The sequence below is a fragment of the Micromonospora sp. NPDC000121 genome (assembly GCF_042899165.1).
Taxonomy (GTDB): domain Bacteria; phylum Actinomycetota; class Actinomycetes; order Mycobacteriales; family Micromonosporaceae; genus Micromonospora.
Genome location: NZ_JBIAZP010000010.1, coordinates 167,673 through 184,989, shown reverse-complemented (window position 1 = coordinate 184,989; position 17,317 = coordinate 167,673). Strand labels below are relative to the sequence as shown.

General features: G+C 69.7%; 19 protein-coding genes and 1 pseudogene. 4 read left to right on the top strand and 16 right to left on the bottom strand.

Features of this window, described 5'->3' with window-relative positions:
• Nucleotides 1-153 precede the first annotated feature (153 nt).
• Together ACFY23_RS25245 and ACFY23_RS25240 are read left to right on the top strand one after the other, a co-directional pair.
• Entirely contained in the window at nucleotides 154-876 is a 723-nt protein-coding gene (locus tag ACFY23_RS25245; protein ID WP_350676699.1) for a hypothetical protein, read from the top strand.
• On the top strand, nucleotides 803-1,183 hold the full coding sequence (locus tag ACFY23_RS25240; protein WP_350676701.1) for a sterol carrier protein domain-containing protein: 381 nt from the start codon (nucleotides 803-805) through the stop codon (nucleotides 1,181-1,183). Before ACFY23_RS25245 ends, ACFY23_RS25240 begins: the two co-directional genes overlap by 74 nt.
• 125 nt (nucleotides 1,184-1,308) lie before the next feature.
• Here the strand turns inward: ACFY23_RS25240 and ACFY23_RS25235 are convergent, their stop codons facing one another.
• From ACFY23_RS25235 to ACFY23_RS25170, 14 genes and pseudogenes are all read right to left on the bottom strand, one after another.
• A complete protein-coding gene (locus tag ACFY23_RS25235; RefSeq protein WP_350676703.1) occupies nucleotides 1,309-2,280 on the bottom strand; it encodes an NAD(P)-dependent alcohol dehydrogenase in 972 nt (323 codons plus the stop codon).
• Nucleotides 2,277-2,510, bottom strand: coding sequence for a helix-turn-helix transcriptional regulator (locus ACFY23_RS25230; RefSeq protein ID WP_350676706.1), 234 nt, complete (start codon nucleotides 2,508-2,510; stop codon nucleotides 2,277-2,279). Before ACFY23_RS25230 ends, ACFY23_RS25235 begins: the two co-directional genes overlap by 4 nt.
• Complete coding sequence (locus ACFY23_RS25225; protein ID WP_350676709.1) at nucleotides 2,504-2,887, bottom strand: hypothetical protein; 384 nt, start codon at nucleotides 2,885-2,887, stop codon at nucleotides 2,504-2,506. Before ACFY23_RS25225 ends, ACFY23_RS25230 begins: the two co-directional genes overlap by 7 nt.
• 539 nt (nucleotides 2,888-3,426) lie before the next feature.
• Nucleotides 3,427-4,197: a VOC family protein gene (locus ACFY23_RS25220; RefSeq protein ID WP_350676711.1), complete on the bottom strand. Its 771-nt coding sequence runs from the start codon at nucleotides 4,195-4,197 to the stop codon at nucleotides 3,427-3,429.
• Between the two features lie 101 nt (nucleotides 4,198-4,298).
• Nucleotides 4,299-5,047 (bottom strand): annotated as a pseudogene (locus ACFY23_RS25215) (VOC family protein); the annotation flags it as partial.
• 158 nt (nucleotides 5,048-5,205) lie between these two features.
• On the bottom strand, nucleotides 5,206-6,390 hold the full coding sequence (locus ACFY23_RS25210; protein ID WP_350676714.1) for a HEAT repeat domain-containing protein: 1,185 nt from the start codon (nucleotides 6,388-6,390) through the stop codon (nucleotides 5,206-5,208).
• Between the two features lie 111 nt (nucleotides 6,391-6,501).
• Nucleotides 6,502-7,293 (bottom strand): aminoglycoside adenylyltransferase domain-containing protein, encoded by a 792-nt coding sequence (locus tag ACFY23_RS25205; RefSeq protein WP_350676716.1) that lies wholly within the window; start codon nucleotides 7,291-7,293, stop codon nucleotides 6,502-6,504.
• Nucleotides 7,294-7,529: 236 nt separating this feature from the next.
• Entirely contained in the window at nucleotides 7,530-8,282 is a 753-nt protein-coding gene (locus ACFY23_RS25200; RefSeq protein WP_350819277.1) for a GNAT family N-acetyltransferase, read from the bottom strand.
• Nucleotides 8,283-8,551: 269 nt separating this feature from the next.
• Nucleotides 8,552-9,463: a GNAT family N-acetyltransferase gene (locus tag ACFY23_RS25195; RefSeq protein WP_350686576.1), complete on the bottom strand. Its 912-nt coding sequence runs from the start codon at nucleotides 9,461-9,463 to the stop codon at nucleotides 8,552-8,554.
• A gap of 599 nt (nucleotides 9,464-10,062) precedes the next feature.
• Nucleotides 10,063-11,403: a nicotinate phosphoribosyltransferase gene (locus ACFY23_RS25190; protein ID WP_350686574.1), complete on the bottom strand. Its 1,341-nt coding sequence runs from the start codon at nucleotides 11,401-11,403 to the stop codon at nucleotides 10,063-10,065.
• Between the two features lie 181 nt (nucleotides 11,404-11,584).
• Nucleotides 11,585-11,803, bottom strand: coding sequence for a DUF2231 domain-containing protein (locus ACFY23_RS25185; RefSeq protein WP_350686579.1), 219 nt, complete (start codon nucleotides 11,801-11,803; stop codon nucleotides 11,585-11,587).
• Nucleotides 11,804-12,085: 282 nt separating this feature from the next.
• Entirely contained in the window at nucleotides 12,086-13,321 is a 1,236-nt protein-coding gene (locus tag ACFY23_RS25180) for an FAD-dependent oxidoreductase (RefSeq protein ID WP_350686572.1), read from the bottom strand.
• Between the two features lie 21 nt (nucleotides 13,322-13,342).
• The gene (folE, locus tag ACFY23_RS25175; RefSeq protein ID WP_350686570.1) at nucleotides 13,343-13,942 is read right to left on the bottom strand and encodes a GTP cyclohydrolase I FolE; all 600 of its coding nucleotides are present in this window, start codon (nucleotides 13,940-13,942) and stop codon (nucleotides 13,343-13,345) included.
• 1 nt (nucleotide 13,943) lies between these two features.
• The gene (locus tag ACFY23_RS25170) at nucleotides 13,944-14,243 is read right to left on the bottom strand and encodes a DUF2231 domain-containing protein (protein ID WP_350819275.1); all 300 of its coding nucleotides are present in this window, start codon (nucleotides 14,241-14,243) and stop codon (nucleotides 13,944-13,946) included.
• Nucleotides 14,244-14,299: 56 nt separating this feature from the next.
• On the opposite strand from ACFY23_RS25170, the gene ACFY23_RS25165 reads away from it, so the two are divergent.
• Nucleotides 14,300-14,956, top strand: a complete 657-nt coding sequence (locus ACFY23_RS25165) for a helix-turn-helix domain-containing protein (protein WP_350686568.1) — start codon at nucleotides 14,300-14,302, stop codon at nucleotides 14,954-14,956.
• Nucleotides 14,957-15,160: 204 nt separating this feature from the next.
• The gene (locus ACFY23_RS25160; RefSeq protein ID WP_350686566.1) at nucleotides 15,161-15,646 is read left to right on the top strand and encodes a GNAT family N-acetyltransferase; all 486 of its coding nucleotides are present in this window, start codon (nucleotides 15,161-15,163) and stop codon (nucleotides 15,644-15,646) included.
• 151 nt (nucleotides 15,647-15,797) lie between these two features.
• On the opposite strand, the gene ACFY23_RS25155 is transcribed toward ACFY23_RS25160, so the two are convergent.
• Both ACFY23_RS25155 and ACFY23_RS25150 read right to left on the bottom strand, forming a co-directional pair.
• Nucleotides 15,798-16,748 carry a DUF1152 domain-containing protein gene (locus ACFY23_RS25155; RefSeq protein ID WP_350819274.1) on the bottom strand — a complete coding sequence of 317 codons (951 nt, stop codon included), beginning with the start codon at nucleotides 16,746-16,748 and terminating at the stop codon, nucleotides 15,798-15,800.
• A gap of 259 nt (nucleotides 16,749-17,007) precedes the next feature.
• Nucleotides 17,008-17,313, bottom strand: a complete 306-nt coding sequence (locus tag ACFY23_RS25150; RefSeq protein ID WP_350685322.1) for a hypothetical protein — start codon at nucleotides 17,311-17,313, stop codon at nucleotides 17,008-17,010.
• Nucleotides 17,314-17,317: the final 4 nt, after the last annotated feature.

The window sequence follows — 17,317 nt, the reverse complement described above, 5'->3', positions numbered from 1 at the left end:
GAGCGCTACGACAGGTGATCGCTGGTAGCAGGGGAGTTGCCGAACCCGCGCCGAGGTTGCTCGCCTTCAACGTCGTCCCCTGCAACGCTCATCTGCTGCGGGTCGTTCCGGCGGCGGGGCTAACCTGTGCCTGGTCTCGACCAAGGGAAGGCCATGATGCTGGACGACATGCGCGTGCTGCGCAGTGCGGTGGAGGACTACCGAGCGGCGGCGGCTGCCGCCGGTGTCCCCTGGGTCGATGAGGACGACCGGATCGACGGGATGCCTGTCGATGTGCTTTGCCGGGTCTTCGACGTGGACCGCGTCGCCGAACAACCGATCTGGCTCAACACCCAGGGCTTGCCGTATGGGCGGGTCCTGCCCAGCGGCGCGTTTCCGCTGGTGTTCGACAAGGCCGACGACTTGTTGGGTTACCTGTCCTTCGCGGTCGGGATCCCCTTCCACTGGCGGCATCAGCTGCCGATGTTCATGTACGAGCACATCGTTTTCACGTTCGTGCTGGCCGGCGACAACGAGGGGGAGATCTGGCGCTACCAGATCGGCGCCGACGACTGGAACCCGGTTCGCGCCTCCCCAAGCCTGGCTGCGCTGTTCACCGAATGGACCAGCGGACTCGCGGCAAACGTGTACTTCCGCTCACCGTACGACAGTTGGCTTCACGTCGGTGACGGCGAGCGCGACCCGGTCGACGTGCTCCTGGAACGAGGCCTCGACCCCTTCGCCTTCCCCGTGGACATCTCGCAGTACTCCCACAAGGATTTGCTCCGTGCACGGCAGTTGGAGTGCGGTGTCGACGTAAACCGTGCTGACCAACCCGAGTGCCAAGAAGAACTGCTCGACGCCATCGACGCGGCTCTGGTTTCTCTTCGCAGGTGATCCGGCGCCGTCTGCCGAGTCGGCACCTCACCCCGGCCACGCGGACCATGCCCTCCTTGATCTCGTCCCGGCAGATCGCCGGGCAACCGATGCGCTGGGCGAGCAGGTGGGCGAATGTCGGCGCGTTGATGGCGCCGCGGACCTGACCCTGGACATGCAGGCACTCGGATCGCTCTACCTCGGGGGGATGTCCGCCGCCGCCCTGGCTCGCGCCGGCAAGATCCGCCCACATGAAGCGGATGCCCTGGCCACCCTTTCACGACTCTTCCGCACCGATCCCGAGCCTTTCAACTCGATCGGGTTCTGATCCGAGGGCACGTGCGCTCATGCCGCGGGCCGTTGCAGGGGGTCCAGTGCCGTCGTCACCACCGTCGAGGTTGGGCTGGTGGTATCCGCGGTCGCGGGGGTCGTGCTGTGCCGTTCCCGGCTGGGTTACACCGTGACGACGATCTTCCCCGCGGGATGGCCCTGGGCGAGGTAGCGCATCGCGTCGGGCGCGTCGGCGAGAGCGTAGGTGCGGTCGATGACCGGCGTGACCGAGCCCGCCTCGGTGAGGGTGGTCAGTTCCTCGAGATCTTCGTAGCGCTCCCGAGCGGTCACACCGCGCACTCGCTGGCTGCCGACCAGTGAGAGCAACGGCGCGGCCATCTGGCGTTGGAAGCCGCCGAGCAGCCAGCCTGTGGCGTGGCCGCCACCGACGAGGGCGATCGTCCCGCGCGGCGTGGTCGCGCGCCGGAGCAGCGACAACGGCCGGTTGCCGGCGGTGTCGACGATGATGTCGTATCGCGCGCCGCCACGGTCGATCTCGTGCTGGGTGTAGTCGATGACGTCCTCGGCACCGATGGAACGCACCAGCTTGATCTTCGAGGTGCTGCAGACGCCGGTCACGCTTGCCCCATGCACCTTGGCCAGTTGGACGGCGAACGACCCGACGCCCCCGGCCGCGCCAGTGATCAGCACCCGCTGTCCGGGCTGCACTTGTGCGTCACGGATGCTCTGTAGCGCGGTCACCGCGGAGATGGGCATCGCCGCCGCCTGCTCGAAGGTGAGGTTGGCCGGCTTTGGTGCCAGCCGGTGCTGCCGCGCCATCGCGTACTGGGCGAACGAGCCGCTCTGACAGGTGCCGTACACCTCGTCGCCGGGACGCAGGCGGGTCACGCCGGCGCCGACCGTCACCACCACACCAGCGACGGCCCGACCGAGCACCGCGACCTTGGGCCGGCGCAGCCCGGCCGCGAGCCGCACCGCCATGGGCCGGCCGGTCATGAAGATCCATACGCCTGGGTCCAGGCCGGCGGCGCGTACCTCGATCAGCACCTCGTCGTCTCCGGCCGAGGGTTTGTCGACCTCGCGGAGCTCGAGCACGTCGGCCGGGCCGTAGATGTCGCGGGCGATCGCCTTCATGACTTCTCCTCGGGGGAGTCGGGGTACTGGAACACGTCGTCGAGCGGAACGCCGAACACCCGGGCGATCCGGAAGGCCATTTCCAGGGATGGCGAATAGCGGCCCTGCTCGATGGCGATGAGGGTCTGCCGGGTCAGGCCGATGCGCTCGGCGAGCTCGGCCTGGGTCATCTCGCCGTGCGCGAAGCGCAGCGCGCGGATGCGGTTGGTGACCTGCGTTGGCTTCACCACTGCGGGAAGCTCCTGCGGTACACGATGACCTTGGTGATGCCGCCGAGGATCGCCGACAGCACGAAGCACAGGTAGATGACGTTGGCGATCCAGAACCGGTCCCAGTCCGCCATCGCCATGAACATCGCAGCGACCGCGCCGATGACCACGAACGACTGGCCGACGTGGTCGCCGAGCCGACCGATCTCGCGGTCCCGCACGTCCTTGACCCGCGGCGCGCCCGGATTCACGACGGCCATGCCAGCTTCCGCCACAATCGACGCGACGATGGCCGCGCCGACCGTCCACAACAGGGCGCTCGCGTACGGCACGTCGGGGAGCGAACGACCATCGGCGCGGCTGACAACGAGGGCCACGTAGGCGGAGTAGCCGAGCACCGCGACGACCAGCCTGATCCACGCGCGTTTCTCTACGTGTGTCATGACAAGCCCTTCGGATGTCTGAAATCTTTGACATCACGAAGGTAGCGAATCTTTGACTTTGTGTCTAGAAAGTTTTACATCGACCCTGAGGCGCGGTCATTCGGTCGACCGGCGCGGTCCGATCCCGCGAGCCGGTGCCCGCCCGCTGATCGCTCCGGCCACCGGACGGCATGCCGCGTGATCAAGAGGTTCTGGATCCCTGCACGCGACCACGCAGCGCCCCCCGCGTCGGCGGAGCGCATCCGACTCTGCCGATGAACGAACGTCTCGGGGATAGTGCTTGCGTCGGTCGGGATGTCCGCACCGGCAGCAACCGGCCGGCACCGGACCTTGCGGTTCAGCCCGCGACCATTGCTGGTCGGGTGCGTAGACGTTCATGACAACGTCGACCGGGACGGGTTGCGAGCGGAGCAGCTGTAGGCCGGTCGGCTGGGGTTGCCCGCCACGATGCACGACCTCTCCGCCGCCGGCGGGTACGCCGGAGCCGCAGACGGTCAGGCCGGCGAAGTAGCCCCGAGGATCGAGAAGAACGCCCCCTGCGGATCGGTGAGCACCGCGAACCGGCCCCGCGTCAGATCGGTCGGCGGCACGGACACCAGCCCGTCCAACCGTTGCGCCTCGTCGGCGACGGCGTCGGTGTCCGACACCGCGAAGTGAACCATCCAGTGCGACGGGAGGTCACCCCAATCTTCGCCGATCATGGGCATCATCCCGGCGACCGGGCGGCCATCCAGCTGCCAGGTGGTGTAGGTGATCGGGCCCATCGGTTGATCGTCCGCCGTCCAGCCGAACACCGACCCGTAGAACTCCTTAGCCCGGTCCCACTCCCGCGTGGTCAGCTCGGCCCAGGTCAGCGAGCCGGGCACGTCGAACACCTCGGCCCCCGGCATACCGAGCGACTGCCACACCCCGAACGGCGCCCCGGCCGGGTCGGCCAAGAGCGCCGTCCGCCGGGAGCCGGGGACGTCGAAGGGCTCGGTCAGGATCCGGCCGCCGGCGGCGGTCACCCGCTGGCACGCCCCCTCGGCGTCGTCGGTCGCCAGGTAGGGCATCCAGGCAGGCGGCCGCTGCGGGCCGGCCCCCAGCCCGGCACCGGCCACCGGCTTGCCCTGCTGATGAAAGACGAGGTGACCGTCATCCGCGGGTTGCCGGTCCGCCTCGGCGACGGCCCAGCCGAACAAGGGCGCGTAGAAGCGCGCCGCGCCGGGGAGGTCGGTGGTGACCAGGTCGACCCAGGCGGGTGCCCCCGGTGGAATATCTGTCATGGCTTCGGCTTCGCTTCCTCTGCTCGGGCAACTCTCGGCGGGACGGCGCGGGCGGGCCCGACAGCCGACGGCTGCCAGCCGGTACCGGTGCGGGCGAGGGCGATGACGTTGAAGAAGGCGCCCTGCGGATCGCGGAGGCCGGCGTAGCGGCCGGCCGGGATGTCCCGAGGCGGGACCAGGATGGTGCCACCCGGCTCGCCGGCACGGGCGGCCGCCGCGTCCGCGTCGACCACCGCGAAGTACACCGACCAGTAGGCGGGCGAGTCCTCCGGGAGTCGTCGCCGAGCGGCGGCATCATCCCCGCCACGATCTGCGCGCCGAGCCGCCAGCCGGTGTGGGTGACCGTTCCCATCGGCTGGTCGTCCGGGTGCCAGCCGAAGACCAGCTCGTAGAAGACCTCCGCGCCCTTCGGGTCGGAGGTGACCAACTCGTTCCAGGCCATCGCGCCGGGGATGTTGAACACCTCGGCGCCGGGCATAGCCATCGGCTGCCAGGCGCTGAGCGTCGCGCCGGCCGGGTCGGCGAAGACCGCCGTCCGCCCCCGATCGAAGACCTCGAACGGGGGCACCACCACCTGTCCGCCGGCCCGCTCGACCCGGCCGGCCACCAGGTCTGCGTCGTCGGTCGCGACGTACATCGACTTAATCGGCACCTGGTCCGGATGGTCGGTGGGCCGGCCCCGGCCACCACCCTGCCCTCTACGAGGAAGACGCTGTGGCCGCCCGCCTCGGGCTCCGGCGTGATCCGCCCGGTCCAGCCGAACAACTCCCGGGTAGAAGCGTCGCGCGTCGGCGAGATCCGGGGTGGCCAGGTCGGCCCAGCAGGGCGTGCCCGGCGGGACGGTGCTCACGTCGGCCCCTCTCGACTGGGGGCGGCCAACGCCGGCACGCCCTGCCGGCATCGTGGCACCGTTCGCGCGTCGTACGGGGCGGATCGGGCGAATCGTCAGCTGAACCGTCGTCCGGATCTGCCGCCCTGGGCGTGCTCTACCGACCGTTGGTTGCCGAATCAGCGGGCGGTGGGGTCGGTCAGTCGGTACAGTTCGGTGCCGGCCAGCCGGCGTACCATCGGGTCCGGGTCGCTGGCATACCGGTGGAGGATGTCCGGGGCCGCGTCAGGCGCGAGATGTCGCGCCGCGACCGCGACCCGCTGACGGACGTCGGGGGCCGGGTCGGTTGCGAGCTCAACCAGGAGTTTCCGCCAGTGCGTGGGCCTGCCACCGGCGCTGGCGAGCCCATGGACGGTGGCCGCCCGTACCGCTGCCTGGTCGTCTCGCGCCAGTGCCGTGAGCTGCGGTGCCACGCGCGGATCGGAGTCGACCGCCTTCGCGAGCGCTTCGGCGGCCTCGACCCGCAGTTCCGGATCTTCGTCAGCTGCGAGCGCGAGCAGGGCGTCGACCGCGGCCGGCCCGCCGACGGAGCCGAGGGCGTTGCGGGCGTTCTCGCGGACGTGCGAATCGGGGTCGTCGAGTAGCCGCAGCAGGGCCGGGGTCGCCTCGCGGCTGCCGAGGCGCCCGAGTGCGTACGCGACCATGGACCGTACCCGCGACGCCAGGTCGGTGGCGAGGTCAACGAGCGGCATCACCGCGTCAGCCCTGCCGCTGTAGCCAAGTCTGCTAATCGCCGACACTCGTACCTGCTCGTCCAGGTCACGTAGCGCCTCGACGAGCACTTCGAAGGCCCGGTCGTCAGCGGCTGAGTCAGGAAGCGAGCCGATCGCCACGGATCTGATTCTCGGATCGGCGTCGGTCGCCGCAGCGGCCAGCAGCTCGACGTCCTGCGCTTCGGCCACGAACCCGAGTGCCCACAGCCCCTCGCGGCGCAACTCGAGCGCGTCACCGGTGACCAACTCGAGCACCGCGCGCCGGGCGGCCGGCCGGTCCCCGCGCAGCAGGTCGATGATCTCGGTCTGCAAGCTGTCCTGGTCGTCCCCGAGTTCGCGGGCCGAGGCGCGCAGCAGCGCCGGGAGCGCCGCCACGCCCTGGATGCCGGCCAAGATGCCAGCAACCAGGTCACGACCGTAGAAGTTCCCTTCGTCGAGGAACCGGTCGAGCGCCTGGGCCAGCCGAGGCACCAACGTGATGTCCCCGCAAGCCTCCAACTCTCTGAGAGTCGGTGCGATGGCGTCGTAATCGTCCTCAAGCTCCACAGCGTGCCGGACCACGGCTTCCAAGGCCCCACGGCTGTCGATCACCCGGTCACCATGCCACACCCAATGGCGGAACAGCGCACCGAACCCGCAAGATCAACCCGCGCCCGCCGACCGAGCGTCACTGCCGAAAACAGTAGGCTCCTTGACCGGCAGTCATCGGGTGAGGCCGACGTGTCTGGCGCGTTCCGAGGCCAGGATGGTGGCGCTGAGTTCGTTCACGAATGCCTGGACGTCGTCGGCGCTGCCGGGGTCGGTGTCCTGGCCGGAGTCGTACCACCAGTCGCGTGCCCAGATGATGAGGCGCGCCCATCGGGGGAGGGCGGTGATGGTCTGGTCGGCGGCCTGCCGCTTGGACAGTTGCCGGCCGTTCTCGAGGCGTTGGAGGGCTCGGCAGAGGGTGAGCACCGCGTAGGACTGGGCTCCGGGGGTCTTCATCCGGGTCACCCAGGTCGGCCAGTCGCGGACGTGGTCCAGCAGAGCCGAGCGGACGCGGTCGGGGTCGACGGCGGGTAGCAGGATGTCGGCCGGGGGTCCCAGCAGGCTGCGGCCGTGGTCGTGGACGGCGGACCAGGTCACGATGCGGTGGGTGGTGGCGGGTAACAGGTGCAGCGATTCACCGGGGCTGACCCGGGCAATAACATGGTCCCGACCGGTGCCACCCTGCGCCGCGTCGCGCGCGGCAGCCAGTGACACGTATTCCACCTCGGTCCTGCCGGCCCACTGCGGGTGCCGCCGGTCCAGGTCCGCGTGCAGTCCGGCGAGCACGGCGAGGAGGTTCTCGTCCGGGTCGGTGTCGAGTACCGCGAGCAGATCAAGATCACTGCGCTCTGCGGCGAAGTCGCCGGCCACCAGCGAGCCGTGCACGTACAGGCCCAGAAGCCTGCCGGCCAGCGCAGGACTCCACGCGTCACGAAGATCGGACAGAACCATCTCGGGTGGTGCCACCAGGTCATCCTCCGCTGCCGCCCGCCAGCCCGCCATCGAGTAGACGCGGGTAGCCGTTGATGCGATCCGCACCGACCAACAACGCCGCCAGCCGGAGTGGCAGGGGCCGGCCGACCACAACGGGAAGGAGCAGGCACACGCACATCCCGATGAGCGGTTGCTCCGTGCTGTGAAGTGAACCGCGGAGGTGGCCCGGGCCTTGGTCGGTGACCTCAGCCCGGGTTCTGCGTCGGACCTCAGTTCAAGGCGATGTAGAGCCGTTGACCGGCAGGTCGGTAGCCGGCGCGCTCGTATATCCGCCACGATTCCTCGCCCGAGGCCTCCAGCCAGGCGATCTCCGCGCCCGCGGTGAACAGCCGTCGGGTTGTTTCGGCGGTGATCGCGCCCGCCAGTCCCTGGCGGCGGTAGGGCTTGCGAACGGCGATGCCGGCGACCTCGCTCACCGCGCCGGTGGGCGGGACCGCCCCGCCACCTCCCGCGCAGGTGCCGTCGTCAGTGACGGCCATGACGGCCACGCCTCCCGCACCCTGTTGGCGCCGGAGGCGAGCTACGTCAGCCTCGGAGGCCACCGGGTCGCCGCCGAAGGCTTCGTTCTGCGCGCTGATCAGCGCGGCGCGCTGAGAGTCGGTGCTCGGTTCGTACAGACTGACGTGGTCGAGCGTGGGTGGTGTCTCCAATGTGTCGGGCGTACAGAGCAGGTAGGTGTGCCGGGCTTCCACGGTGAAGCCGGCGGCGGTCAGCAGTGCTTCCAGGCTTGGGGCGCAGCTGGTGACGTACTCCAGGCGGGGCTTGCGATCAGCCGCGTGGAAGGCTGCGACCAGGGCGGTGACATCGGCCGCGGTGATGGCAGTACCGGGGCGCGGCGTCGCGTAGTTGATGTAGGGACTGGTCGTTGTCGGATCCATCCCAATCACGAAGGGCCCCACCTCTACGGGCGCGGGTCGGTTGGACAGGTTGGCGACGACGGACTGCTGGATGCGGACATCCATGATCAACGTGAACCTCGATGCATGCGAGAAGTTACGGTGCGCGGAAAGAAAGCGTTGGACCGCTCATCCGTGATGGAGCCGCGCGACGATCATTCGTCGCGTCGTCAACACTCAGGCGGCCGCTCGGCCTACCCGGATCACAGGCGTCATTCCCTCATGCAGAGTGCCCACGCCGATTGCGTGGTCGGCTGCAAGGTTGTCGCAGCTGGCTTGAGCTTGTCAACCCTTGATCACTGCCGCATCCGCATCTGCCGGGGATGCGTTTGGCATCAGCGGACGATGACAAGGTTGGCCATGTCGACGACCGGACGGTAGCCGAGGGCGGCGTAAATCTTGTTCGAGGTCGGGTTGGCCTGGTCGGTGAACAGGCAGACCCGCGCACCCCCGGCCTGGATCCGCCGGGAAACCTCGGCGACCGCGTTGCTGGCCCAACCACGCCCGCGCTGGGCCGGCGGCGTGTACACCGGACCCACGCGGGCCACCCCGAACGACGGCGGGTTGGCACCGGTGAGGTGCACCGGCTCGCCAGTCTCGTCGACCCAGAACCACAACCGTCCGGCCTGGAGCCGGCGCAGCATCTCCGCGCGGTCGGGCATCTCGTGCGCGCTGGTACCGCGCGGGCGGCCCGCCTGTTCGTCGGCGTCGCCCATGAACGCGGCGAACCACTTCATGACCAGTTCCACGTCGTCCTCGGTAGCGACCACCAAGCCGCCGGGCACAGGTGACGGCCACGCCAGCTCGCCGAGCTCGTGTAGCCGCGTGTGCTGGCTGACCTGGACTCGGCCCCCGCCGAGCCGGGTCAGCTCGGCGGCGGACAGTTCAACGGCAGGCAGGGCCCCGTTGACCGCGAGTATCTCCTCCCCGCGGTCGTGCAACGCGTGGGCCAGGGCCACGGCCGCCTCGTTGGGCATCGGCAGCAGGAAAGGCGGATAAGGCGCGTACGGCGCCGTGCGCATCCCGGCACCGACCACGGCGCCGGAGTCGTCGCTGACCACCAGCCACCAGTTACGGTCGGGCTGCGAGATCCCCTCGGCCTGCCGCGACAACAGCCGGTGCGCGAGGGTGGTCACGACCGTGCTGACGACCGGGTCGGCGACCAGGTAGTCACCCGCCACGGCCAGGAACTCGCCCGGATCGGTGAAGAACCGCAGCCGCAGTCCGGCCATCGGGACAGTGCTCATCCACGTACGCTAGCCACCGCCATGCCGCACCGGCACGGGAATTTCTGTACGGACGAGGGCCTGCAAGCGCTGAGCCAGCCGACATCTCGGCCGCACGGAAGCCGACCGCCGCAGCCTTTGACGTCCGCGTCTGCCGCTGACACCGGGCTCGGACGCCGCTCGGAAACCAGCTGCTCGGGTAGCCGGATGACACCCATACTCGGCCTGGACCGGTGACAGAGCCGGGTTGTTGCAGCACCCAGAGTCGTACGCGGGGCACGCACGGGGCGACTCGAAGGGTGTGGAGGGCCGCTGGCGGGCCATGCCCCACCGGGGTCAAATCCCCTCCGGTCCGCCGGTATCCGGACTCTGGCCCGGCCGCCAACACGTGCTTCTACGGCCGGACCTGCCCCAGCCCATGCGCGAGGTCAACCGCTCCCACGCGAGATTCGCGCGATCGGAGAACGAGGGAGCGGCCGAGGATGACGCGCCACCGCCACCCTCAAGACCTGGAAAATCCCGAACAAGCTGTACTGCCACCACTCCCCGCCATGGCACTGCTCGCCGCGATTCTCGTACTCCAACCGGCTTGAGCACAGCGCTGCTCAGGGTGAAGACAACTAGTAGGTCGCGCCCCGCGCCACCTGCGCCGCCACCCGGTCGTGCAGCGCGGTCAGGGCCGGGCTGACGGTGGCGGTGAGCGGCGTCGGGTCCGCCAGCCGACGCGCCGTCTCCGGTAGCCAGGTGAGGTCCGCGTCGAATCGGCGACGCGCGGCGCGTACCTCGCCGGCCGGGTCGGCGGCGTCGAGGCGACGACCGCCGCGCATGACCGGCACGAGCAGCGGCTCTCGATTGCCCGGTGGCGGTTCGTCGCGCAGCCCCACCACGTCGCCGCTGGCGCCGGTGGGATCACGGAAGACCTGCTTGGGGCCGGGCAGGGTGGCCTTGCCGGGCGACAGCTTGAGCACCGGTCGGTCGCCGACGGACACCAGCTTGTAGGCGCTGTCCAGGGAGGGCGCGTCGAAGGAGACGCCCATGCGGGTGCCGACGCCGTAGGCGTCGATCGGTACGGCCTTGGCGACGAGCGCCGCGATGACGTCCTCGTCGAGGCTGCCGCTGGCAACGATCTGGGCCCGGGTCAGCCCGGCGTCGTCGAGGATCGCGCGGGTCTGCACGGCCAGCGCGGCGAGATCTCCGGAGTCGAGCCGCACGGCCACCGGGCCGGTCAGGCCCAACTCGGCGACGACCTCGACGGCGGCCCGCACTCCGGCGGGCGTGTCGTAGGTGTCGACGAGGAACACCGGGTTGGTGGGAAAGTCGGTGGCGAACGCGCGGAACGCGGCACGCTCGTCGGGGAACGCCTCGACGTACGAGTGGGCCATCGTCCCGGACGGCGGCAGCCCGTAGCGTCGCGCGGCCTCGACGTCGCTGGTCGCGGCGAAGCCGGCGATCGCCGACGCCCGCGCCACGGCCGCCCCGGCCTCGATCCCGTGCGTCCGGCGGAACGCGAAGTCGACCAACTGCGCGTCGCCGGCCGCGAGGCGGCATCGGGCCGCTTTGCTGGCCACCGTGGTGTGGAAGGTGATCAGGTTCAGCACGCCGGTCTCCACCAGCTGCGCCTCCGCGATCGGCGCGGTGACCTCCAACAGCGGCTCGTCGGCGAACACCACGCGACCCTCCGGTACGGCCCAGACGTCACCGGTGAACCGCAGCTTGGCCAACGCCGCCAAGGTCGGTTGGTCGAGCCCGACCGTGTCGCGTAGATAGCCGATGTCGTCCTCGTCGAACGCGAAGCCTTCCAGGAATGCCAGCGCTTCGGCCAGCCCGGCGGCCACCAGGAAGCCGCGCTGCGGCGGCAGGCGGCGGACGAACAGGCTGAACGTGGCGCGCTCCACCATGTCCCGGCGTAGGTAGCTGGCCGCCATCCGCAGCTCGTACAGGTCGGTACGCAACCCGGTCATGGGTTCCTCCATCGGCACGCGGGGTCGACGGGCCGGTGGCGTCGTGGTAGGCCGCCCCGGTCCGGTCAGGCGCGGGAGCGGCGCACGGGGCGGCGGGACAGGGAACTCGGCGCGTTGACGCTGGCGCCGTCGCTGACACTGATGCCGACCCGTTCAACCAGTTCGCCGCCGAGCCAGGCCGTCATTCCGGACAAAGGATGCCCGCGAAGCCGCAGATCAGGGCCAGGGCATTCGGCGCCCAGTTCGCCGCGGTGGCCCGCGCCAGCCAGCTCACCGCGAACAACAGCACGACGACGACGTTGCCGATGCCGTGGATCGCGCCGATCCGCTTGGCGCGGGTGCCGAACGGAATGGCCCGCCAGTCGGTGAACCCGAAGACCGCGGCGACGAGACCGCCGATGATGCCGGCACCGACGATGTACGGGCGGAGATCTGGAATCCGGCCCGGTCCGTGATCAGATACAGGATGTCGAAGATCACCGCCGCGGCGAGCAGCCCCAGCGGAAAACGATCAGCATGGGGTGGATCCCGTGGCCCATCGCCTTGGCTCGACTTTCCACGGCGCCTCCCTCTCTGGCGTGACGTTGGGCGCGGGTACCCCTTCGGATCGCTGGTACACCTACCGGCGGTGAACGCGGTTCCTCCTCCCAGCACCATCACCGACCACCTCACCGGGGTCGGCTCACCCCCGCCCCACCAGACTTTCGAGGACGACGGTGGGATCGGCCAGGCGGTCCAGGTCGACGGGCTGCCGGGAGCGAACCAGCTGCCCGATCGGGCCGGTCACGTCCCACACGTTGACGTTCATGCCCGCCAGCACCCGCCCCTGTGCCGTCCAGAACGCGATGAACTCGCCGTTGGCGAGTTCGCCGCGGACGACGATCCGGTCGTAGGAGCCGGGCGGAGCGTGGCCGGTGTACTCCATGCCCAGCTCGTACTGGTCCGTGTAGAAGTAGGGCAGCCGGTCGTAGCTGACAGCTCGGCCGAGCATGCCGCGGGCGGCGGCCGGTCCGGAGTGCAGGGCGTTGGCCCAGTGTTCGACCCGCACCCGGACGTTCAGCAGGGGGTGGCGGGCGTTGGCCAGGTCGCCGGCGGCCCAGATGCGCGGGTCGCTGGTACGCAGGGTCTGATCGACGACGACGCCGTCGTCGACGGCGAGGCCGGCCTGTTCGGCGAGTTCGGTGTTGGGCAGGACGCCGACGGCGACGACGACGAGGTCGGCGGGCAGGACCGTGCCGTCGGCGAGCAGCACCGCGCTGACCCGGTTCGACCCCTGGAACATCTGGACCTGGGCGCCGAAGTGGAAAGTGACGCCGTGGTCGCGGTGCAGGTCGGCAAAGACGGTCGCGAGCTGGTCGCCGAGGACGCGCTGCAGGGGCAGGTCGGCGGCCTCGACGACGGTGACGGCGGCGCCGCGGGTGCGCGCGGCGGCTGCCACCTCCAGGCCGATCCAGCCGGCGCCGACGATGACGACGCTCGCCCCGTCGACGAGGGCATCGGAGATGCGGTCGCTGTCGGCGAGGGTGCGCAGTCGGAGCACACCGTCGAGGTGCGCGCCGGGGACGGGCAGGGTCCGGGCCCGTGACCCGGTGGCCAGCAGCAGCCTGTCGTAGCCGAAGCGTCGCCCATCGGCGACCGTGACCTGCCGGGCCTGTCGGTCGAGGGCCGTGACGCGGGTGTCGTTATGCAGGTCGACGTCGTGTTCGTCGTACCAACTGGCGTCGTGGACGAAGACGCTGTCGCGTGTGGTGGTGCGCAGCTGCAGACCCTTGGACAGTGCGGGCCGTTCGTACGGGCGCTCGGTCTCCTCGCCGAACAGGACGATCTTGCCGTCGAATCCCTCCTCGCGGAGCGTCTGCGCGGCTTTGGCCCCGGCCAGGCCAGCCCCGACGATCACGAACGGATGTTGCTCGGTCACGGTTTCTCCTAGCGGGACGTGTCAGGCGCGGGTGCCGACTCCGGTGAGGGTGAAGAACTCGGCGCGAGAGCGCGAGTCGTCGCGTAGCGCGCCGAGCAGTGTGGAGGTGATGGTGGTGGCGCCGACCGCCTGCACCCCTCGTAGGGTCATGCACAGGTGCTGGGCCTCGACGACCACCCCGACGCCTCTCGGGCGCAGGTGGACGGTGAGCCAGTCGGCGATCTGCTTGGTCAGCCGTTCCTGGACCTGTGGACCGTGGGCGAAGAGTTCCGCCACCCGGGCGAGTTTGGACAGCCCAAGGATCCGGTCGGCGGGCAGGTAACCGACGTGGGCGACGCCGACGAACGGCAGCAGGTGGTGCTCGCACACCGAGCGGATCGGAATGGCCCGGGCTACGACGAGTTCGTCGTAGCCCTCGTCGTTGTCGAAGGTGGTGAGCCGGAACTCGCGCGGGGTGAGCAGTTCGGCGTAGGCGCGGGCCATCCGGCCCGGCGTGTCGGCCAGCCCGTCGGCGTCGAGGTCCACGCCGAGTGCTGCCAGGAACGCGGCCGCGGCCTGTTCGGCGGCGGCCAGGTTCCGGCCGGGTCTGCGCTGGACGACCTGTAGCGGGTTGACTGCCATGTCAGCCTTCACCGATACCGAGGGCGGTGATCAGGACGAGGACGAGGGTGGTGGCCGCGAGTACGCCGACAGCGATCAGCCATCGGGAACCGTCCGCGAGGAACGTTTCGTCGCGGACGACGTGGGAGGCGATGTCGAAGACGAGGCTGGTGATCCATGCCCCGATCGGGATCGTGACCAGTGCCGGGTGAAGAGGGTGCCCGTACGGGCCGGCGATGGCGGCGACGGGTCGTTTGGCCTGCTTCATCGGTTCCACGGCAACCACCCACCATTTTCGCCAATCAGCATTGTTGTTAATCATGCTGTACCTCGCGCAGCAAAATTTCAATAGCTGATGCTGGTGATAATCTCGGTGAGATGCAGGACCGGTGGACAGCCGTGGCCGCGCTCGCCGATCCGTCCCGGCGGGCGCTGTACGACCACGTGCGGCACCAGGATCACCCGGTCACCCGCGAGCAGGCCGCCGACGCCGCCGGGATCTCCCGCGGGCTGGCCGCGTTCCACCTCGACAAGCTCGTCGACGCCGGCCTGCTGCGCGCCCGCTACCAAGCCCCACCCGACCAACCCAGGGGCCGGGGCCGCAGCCCGAAGGTGTACGAACCGGCCGGCGACGGCCTCGCCGTCACGATCCCGGAACGCCGCTACGAACTGATCGCCGAGATCCTCGCCGACGCGGTCGTCGACGACCCGGCCCACGCCGACGACGCCGCACGGCGGCTCGCCGGGCAGCGTGGCCGCAGCTTCGGCGCTGGACTGGCCGAGGACGGGCGCGACGTCCTGTCGGCGCTGAACGGCCTCGGATTCGAGCCGCGGCCCGACGCGCAGCAGCAGCGGCGGGTGCTGCTGCACAACTGCCCGTTCCACGCCCTGGCCACTCGGCACACCGCACTGGTCTGTGGGTTGAACCACGCCTTTCTCACCGGCCTGCTCGAAGGGCTCGGCGCCGCCGATGTCGAGGCCCGGCTGGCCCCCCGCCCCGGTGCCTGCTGCGTGGAGTTGGATCTGCCGTCCTGACCTGCGCCCTCCCAGCGGATGCCGGGAGGGTCCGCCGTTACACCGTGTCGAGATCGACCGTCCGCCACATCCGCAGACGCGAACTCCTACGCATACGGTGCCTGTGACCGTCGAGGTGCCCTTCCTTCCTTGCCGAGGAGAGCCCAGCGCTTGCGGAATGTTCACGCTCACGTCCATGCCTGTGCTGGCAGGTATTGTCGTCGCGTGCCCGAGTTGACCGCACCTGCTGTCCGCCTGCACAGTGCTTGGCTTGAGGCTCATGAAGAGTGGGGTCCGGGGTTGCATGAGGACGGTTACGGACTGGGCCCGTCCGACGAGGTAGATTCGCCGGCCGGTTTCGCGGCCTGGGTGGCGAGGCTACGGGACGACCATTGCACGTATCGATGGATAGTCGAGAGCGATCGCGTGCTCGGCGGGATCGCACTGCGGCACGGCAGTGATGACTACGTGCGGTGGGCCGGGCACATCGGTTTCGGTATCCGACCGTCCGCGCGCGGACGCGGGCTGGCCACCTGGGCGATGGGCCAGATGCTCGACGAGGCGCGAACGCTCGGCCTGGATCGGCTGCTGGCCGTCTGCGCGGTCGACAATGCCGCTTCGGCAAAGATAATCGAGCGGTGTGGCGGTTTACTCGAGTGCATCCGGGACACCAAGTTCGGCCCCGCCCGGCGTTACTGGATCAAGCTTTAGCGATAGGCCCAGGCGCAGGCATCTGCCGCTTTCCCGTGGCCACGTCAACTTGCCAGGTCGCACGACCAGTGCAGCGCGACGCTGGAGCCAGTGACGGGGCAGAACAGGACGTTCAGGCCAAGGCATCCGGATCTGCCGCCGTCCCGGCCGTTCAGTGAGGGAACGCGCGGGGGATGCGCGCGTTGAGGAGTTCGTCGCGGAACCCTTGGATGCGCGTGATGACCTGTCGCCTGCCGATGGTGTTCTCGATGCGGTCGAGGTACAGGCATCGGGCGGCGAGTTTGTCGAGGTCGACGGTGAAGTAGATCGCCATCAGCGGGTTGACGAACAGGTCGCCGCCGCCGGTGCGCCGGGTGAACCGGACGTCTCCGAACGCGCCACTCGTGGCGGCGGCGATCTGTCCTTGGACGATGCTCGGCCGGTCCGGGGTGGCGGCCTGGGCGTCGGCGACAGCATCACGGTACAGCGCGGCCTCCCGACTGGAACCGGGGATGGACAGCGCGCCCAGGTAGCCGCCCTCGCGGTCGAGTGCGGCGAGGTTCTCCAGCACCTGGACGTGGTTGACGCCGTCGTAGGCGTCGATGCCGAAGCCGAGACTGGTCACCAGCTTGATCGGCACGTCCAGCGCGGCCGCGGCGGCCAGGCTGGTGATGTCCTCCACCGGGGTGCCGAGATCGCTTTCGTCGCCGCGCAGCAGGACATCGGTGCCGCCGTCGACCAGCACCACCGCGTCGATGTCGTGGTGTTCGACCAGGTGTCGGTACGCGGCCCGTAACGGCTGGACACCGAGCGGCGGAAAGGCGTACACGGTCGACGGCAGCTCCTGAGCTGCCAGCCACCGGGCGAGCGTCCGTTCGGGGAAGTACCAGTCAGGGCTGGTGGTGTCCGGCTGCACCGCCGCGACGTGCTCCGCTACCCACGCGTCCCGGTCGATCAACTCGAGTTCGGAGAAGGACAGGCTGGCCAGGTGCACCTGTGCGCCGCCGCGCCACAGGGCGAACGCCAAGGGCAGGCCGGCGTACACGTCGAACCCCCCGCCCGCTCCGGCGATGAGGATGCTCCGCGCCGGAGCGAGCGCGGCAAACAGCGGTGGAACAGCCAACGAGAATGCACCGGGCTCGGCCGGCGGCGCGGCAGGGTTCATCACCGCTTAATGATCCGCCACACCCATGCCGCTGACAGAGCGCCGGGGCACCCGCATGTGGCGGGATCCTACGGAAGATGCCGTCGACCGAGCGTCGCGATGCGTAACGAACGTGCGGCGACGCGGACGCTCGGTCGTGTCGCTGAGCGAGCGTCACGGTGCATGATGGGCGTTTGCAGGGAAGAGACCCGGTTGCCATTTCAGAGGGTCCCGCTTGTCACAAGCCGATGGCTGTGGCCGCGAGACCGTACCGACGGGCTTCGTCCTGCAGATCTGCGACATCAGCCCCGCAAGCGACGCGCTCATTTGTCGTAGCCATCCGGAACAGCAGTGCGCGAGCTACCGCTGCCACCGACACGTCCACCGTTTCCCACAGGGTCGCCGGTGCCCCATGCCAGCAGAGCGCGTCGGCCACCACGACGCCCTCGGCGTACTCGGGCGGCCGCCAGTAAGGTGAGATGTCGATCACCGCCGGAGCAAGCCCGGGAGCGAACAATACGTTGTTCGTCAGGTCCGCGTGCACGATC

Bases quoted from the DNA above. Each gene is read 5' to 3' on its own strand.
- ACFY23_RS25165 (WP_350686568.1), top strand. From the start codon at position 14,300: ATGCAGGACCGGTGGACAGCCGTGGCCGCGCTCGCCGATCCGTCCCGG.
- ACFY23_RS25195 (WP_350686576.1), bottom strand. From the start codon at position 9,463: ATGAGCACTGTCCCGATGGCCGGACTGCGGCTGCGGTTCTTCACCGAT.
- ACFY23_RS25170 (WP_350819275.1), bottom strand. From the start codon at position 14,243: ATGATTAACAACAATGCTGATTGGCGAAAATGGTGGGTGGTTGCCGTG.
- ACFY23_RS25190 (WP_350686574.1), bottom strand. From the start codon at position 11,403: ATGACCGGGTTGCGTACCGACCTGTACGAGCTGCGGATGGCGGCCAGC.
- ACFY23_RS25220 (WP_350676711.1), bottom strand. From the start codon at position 4,197: ATGACAGATATTCCACCGGGGGCACCCGCCTGGGTCGACCTGGTCACC.
- ACFY23_RS25245 (WP_350676699.1), top strand. From the start codon at position 154: ATGATGCTGGACGACATGCGCGTGCTGCGCAGTGCGGTGGAGGACTAC.
- ACFY23_RS25200 (WP_350819277.1), bottom strand. From the start codon at position 8,282: ATGGATGTCCGCATCCAGCAGTCCGTCGTCGCCAACCTGTCCAACCGA.
- folE (WP_350686570.1), bottom strand. From the start codon at position 13,942: ATGGCAGTCAACCCGCTACAGGTCGTCCAGCGCAGACCCGGCCGGAAC.
- ACFY23_RS25235 (WP_350676703.1), bottom strand. From the start codon at position 2,280: ATGAAGGCGATCGCCCGCGACATCTACGGCCCGGCCGACGTGCTCGAG.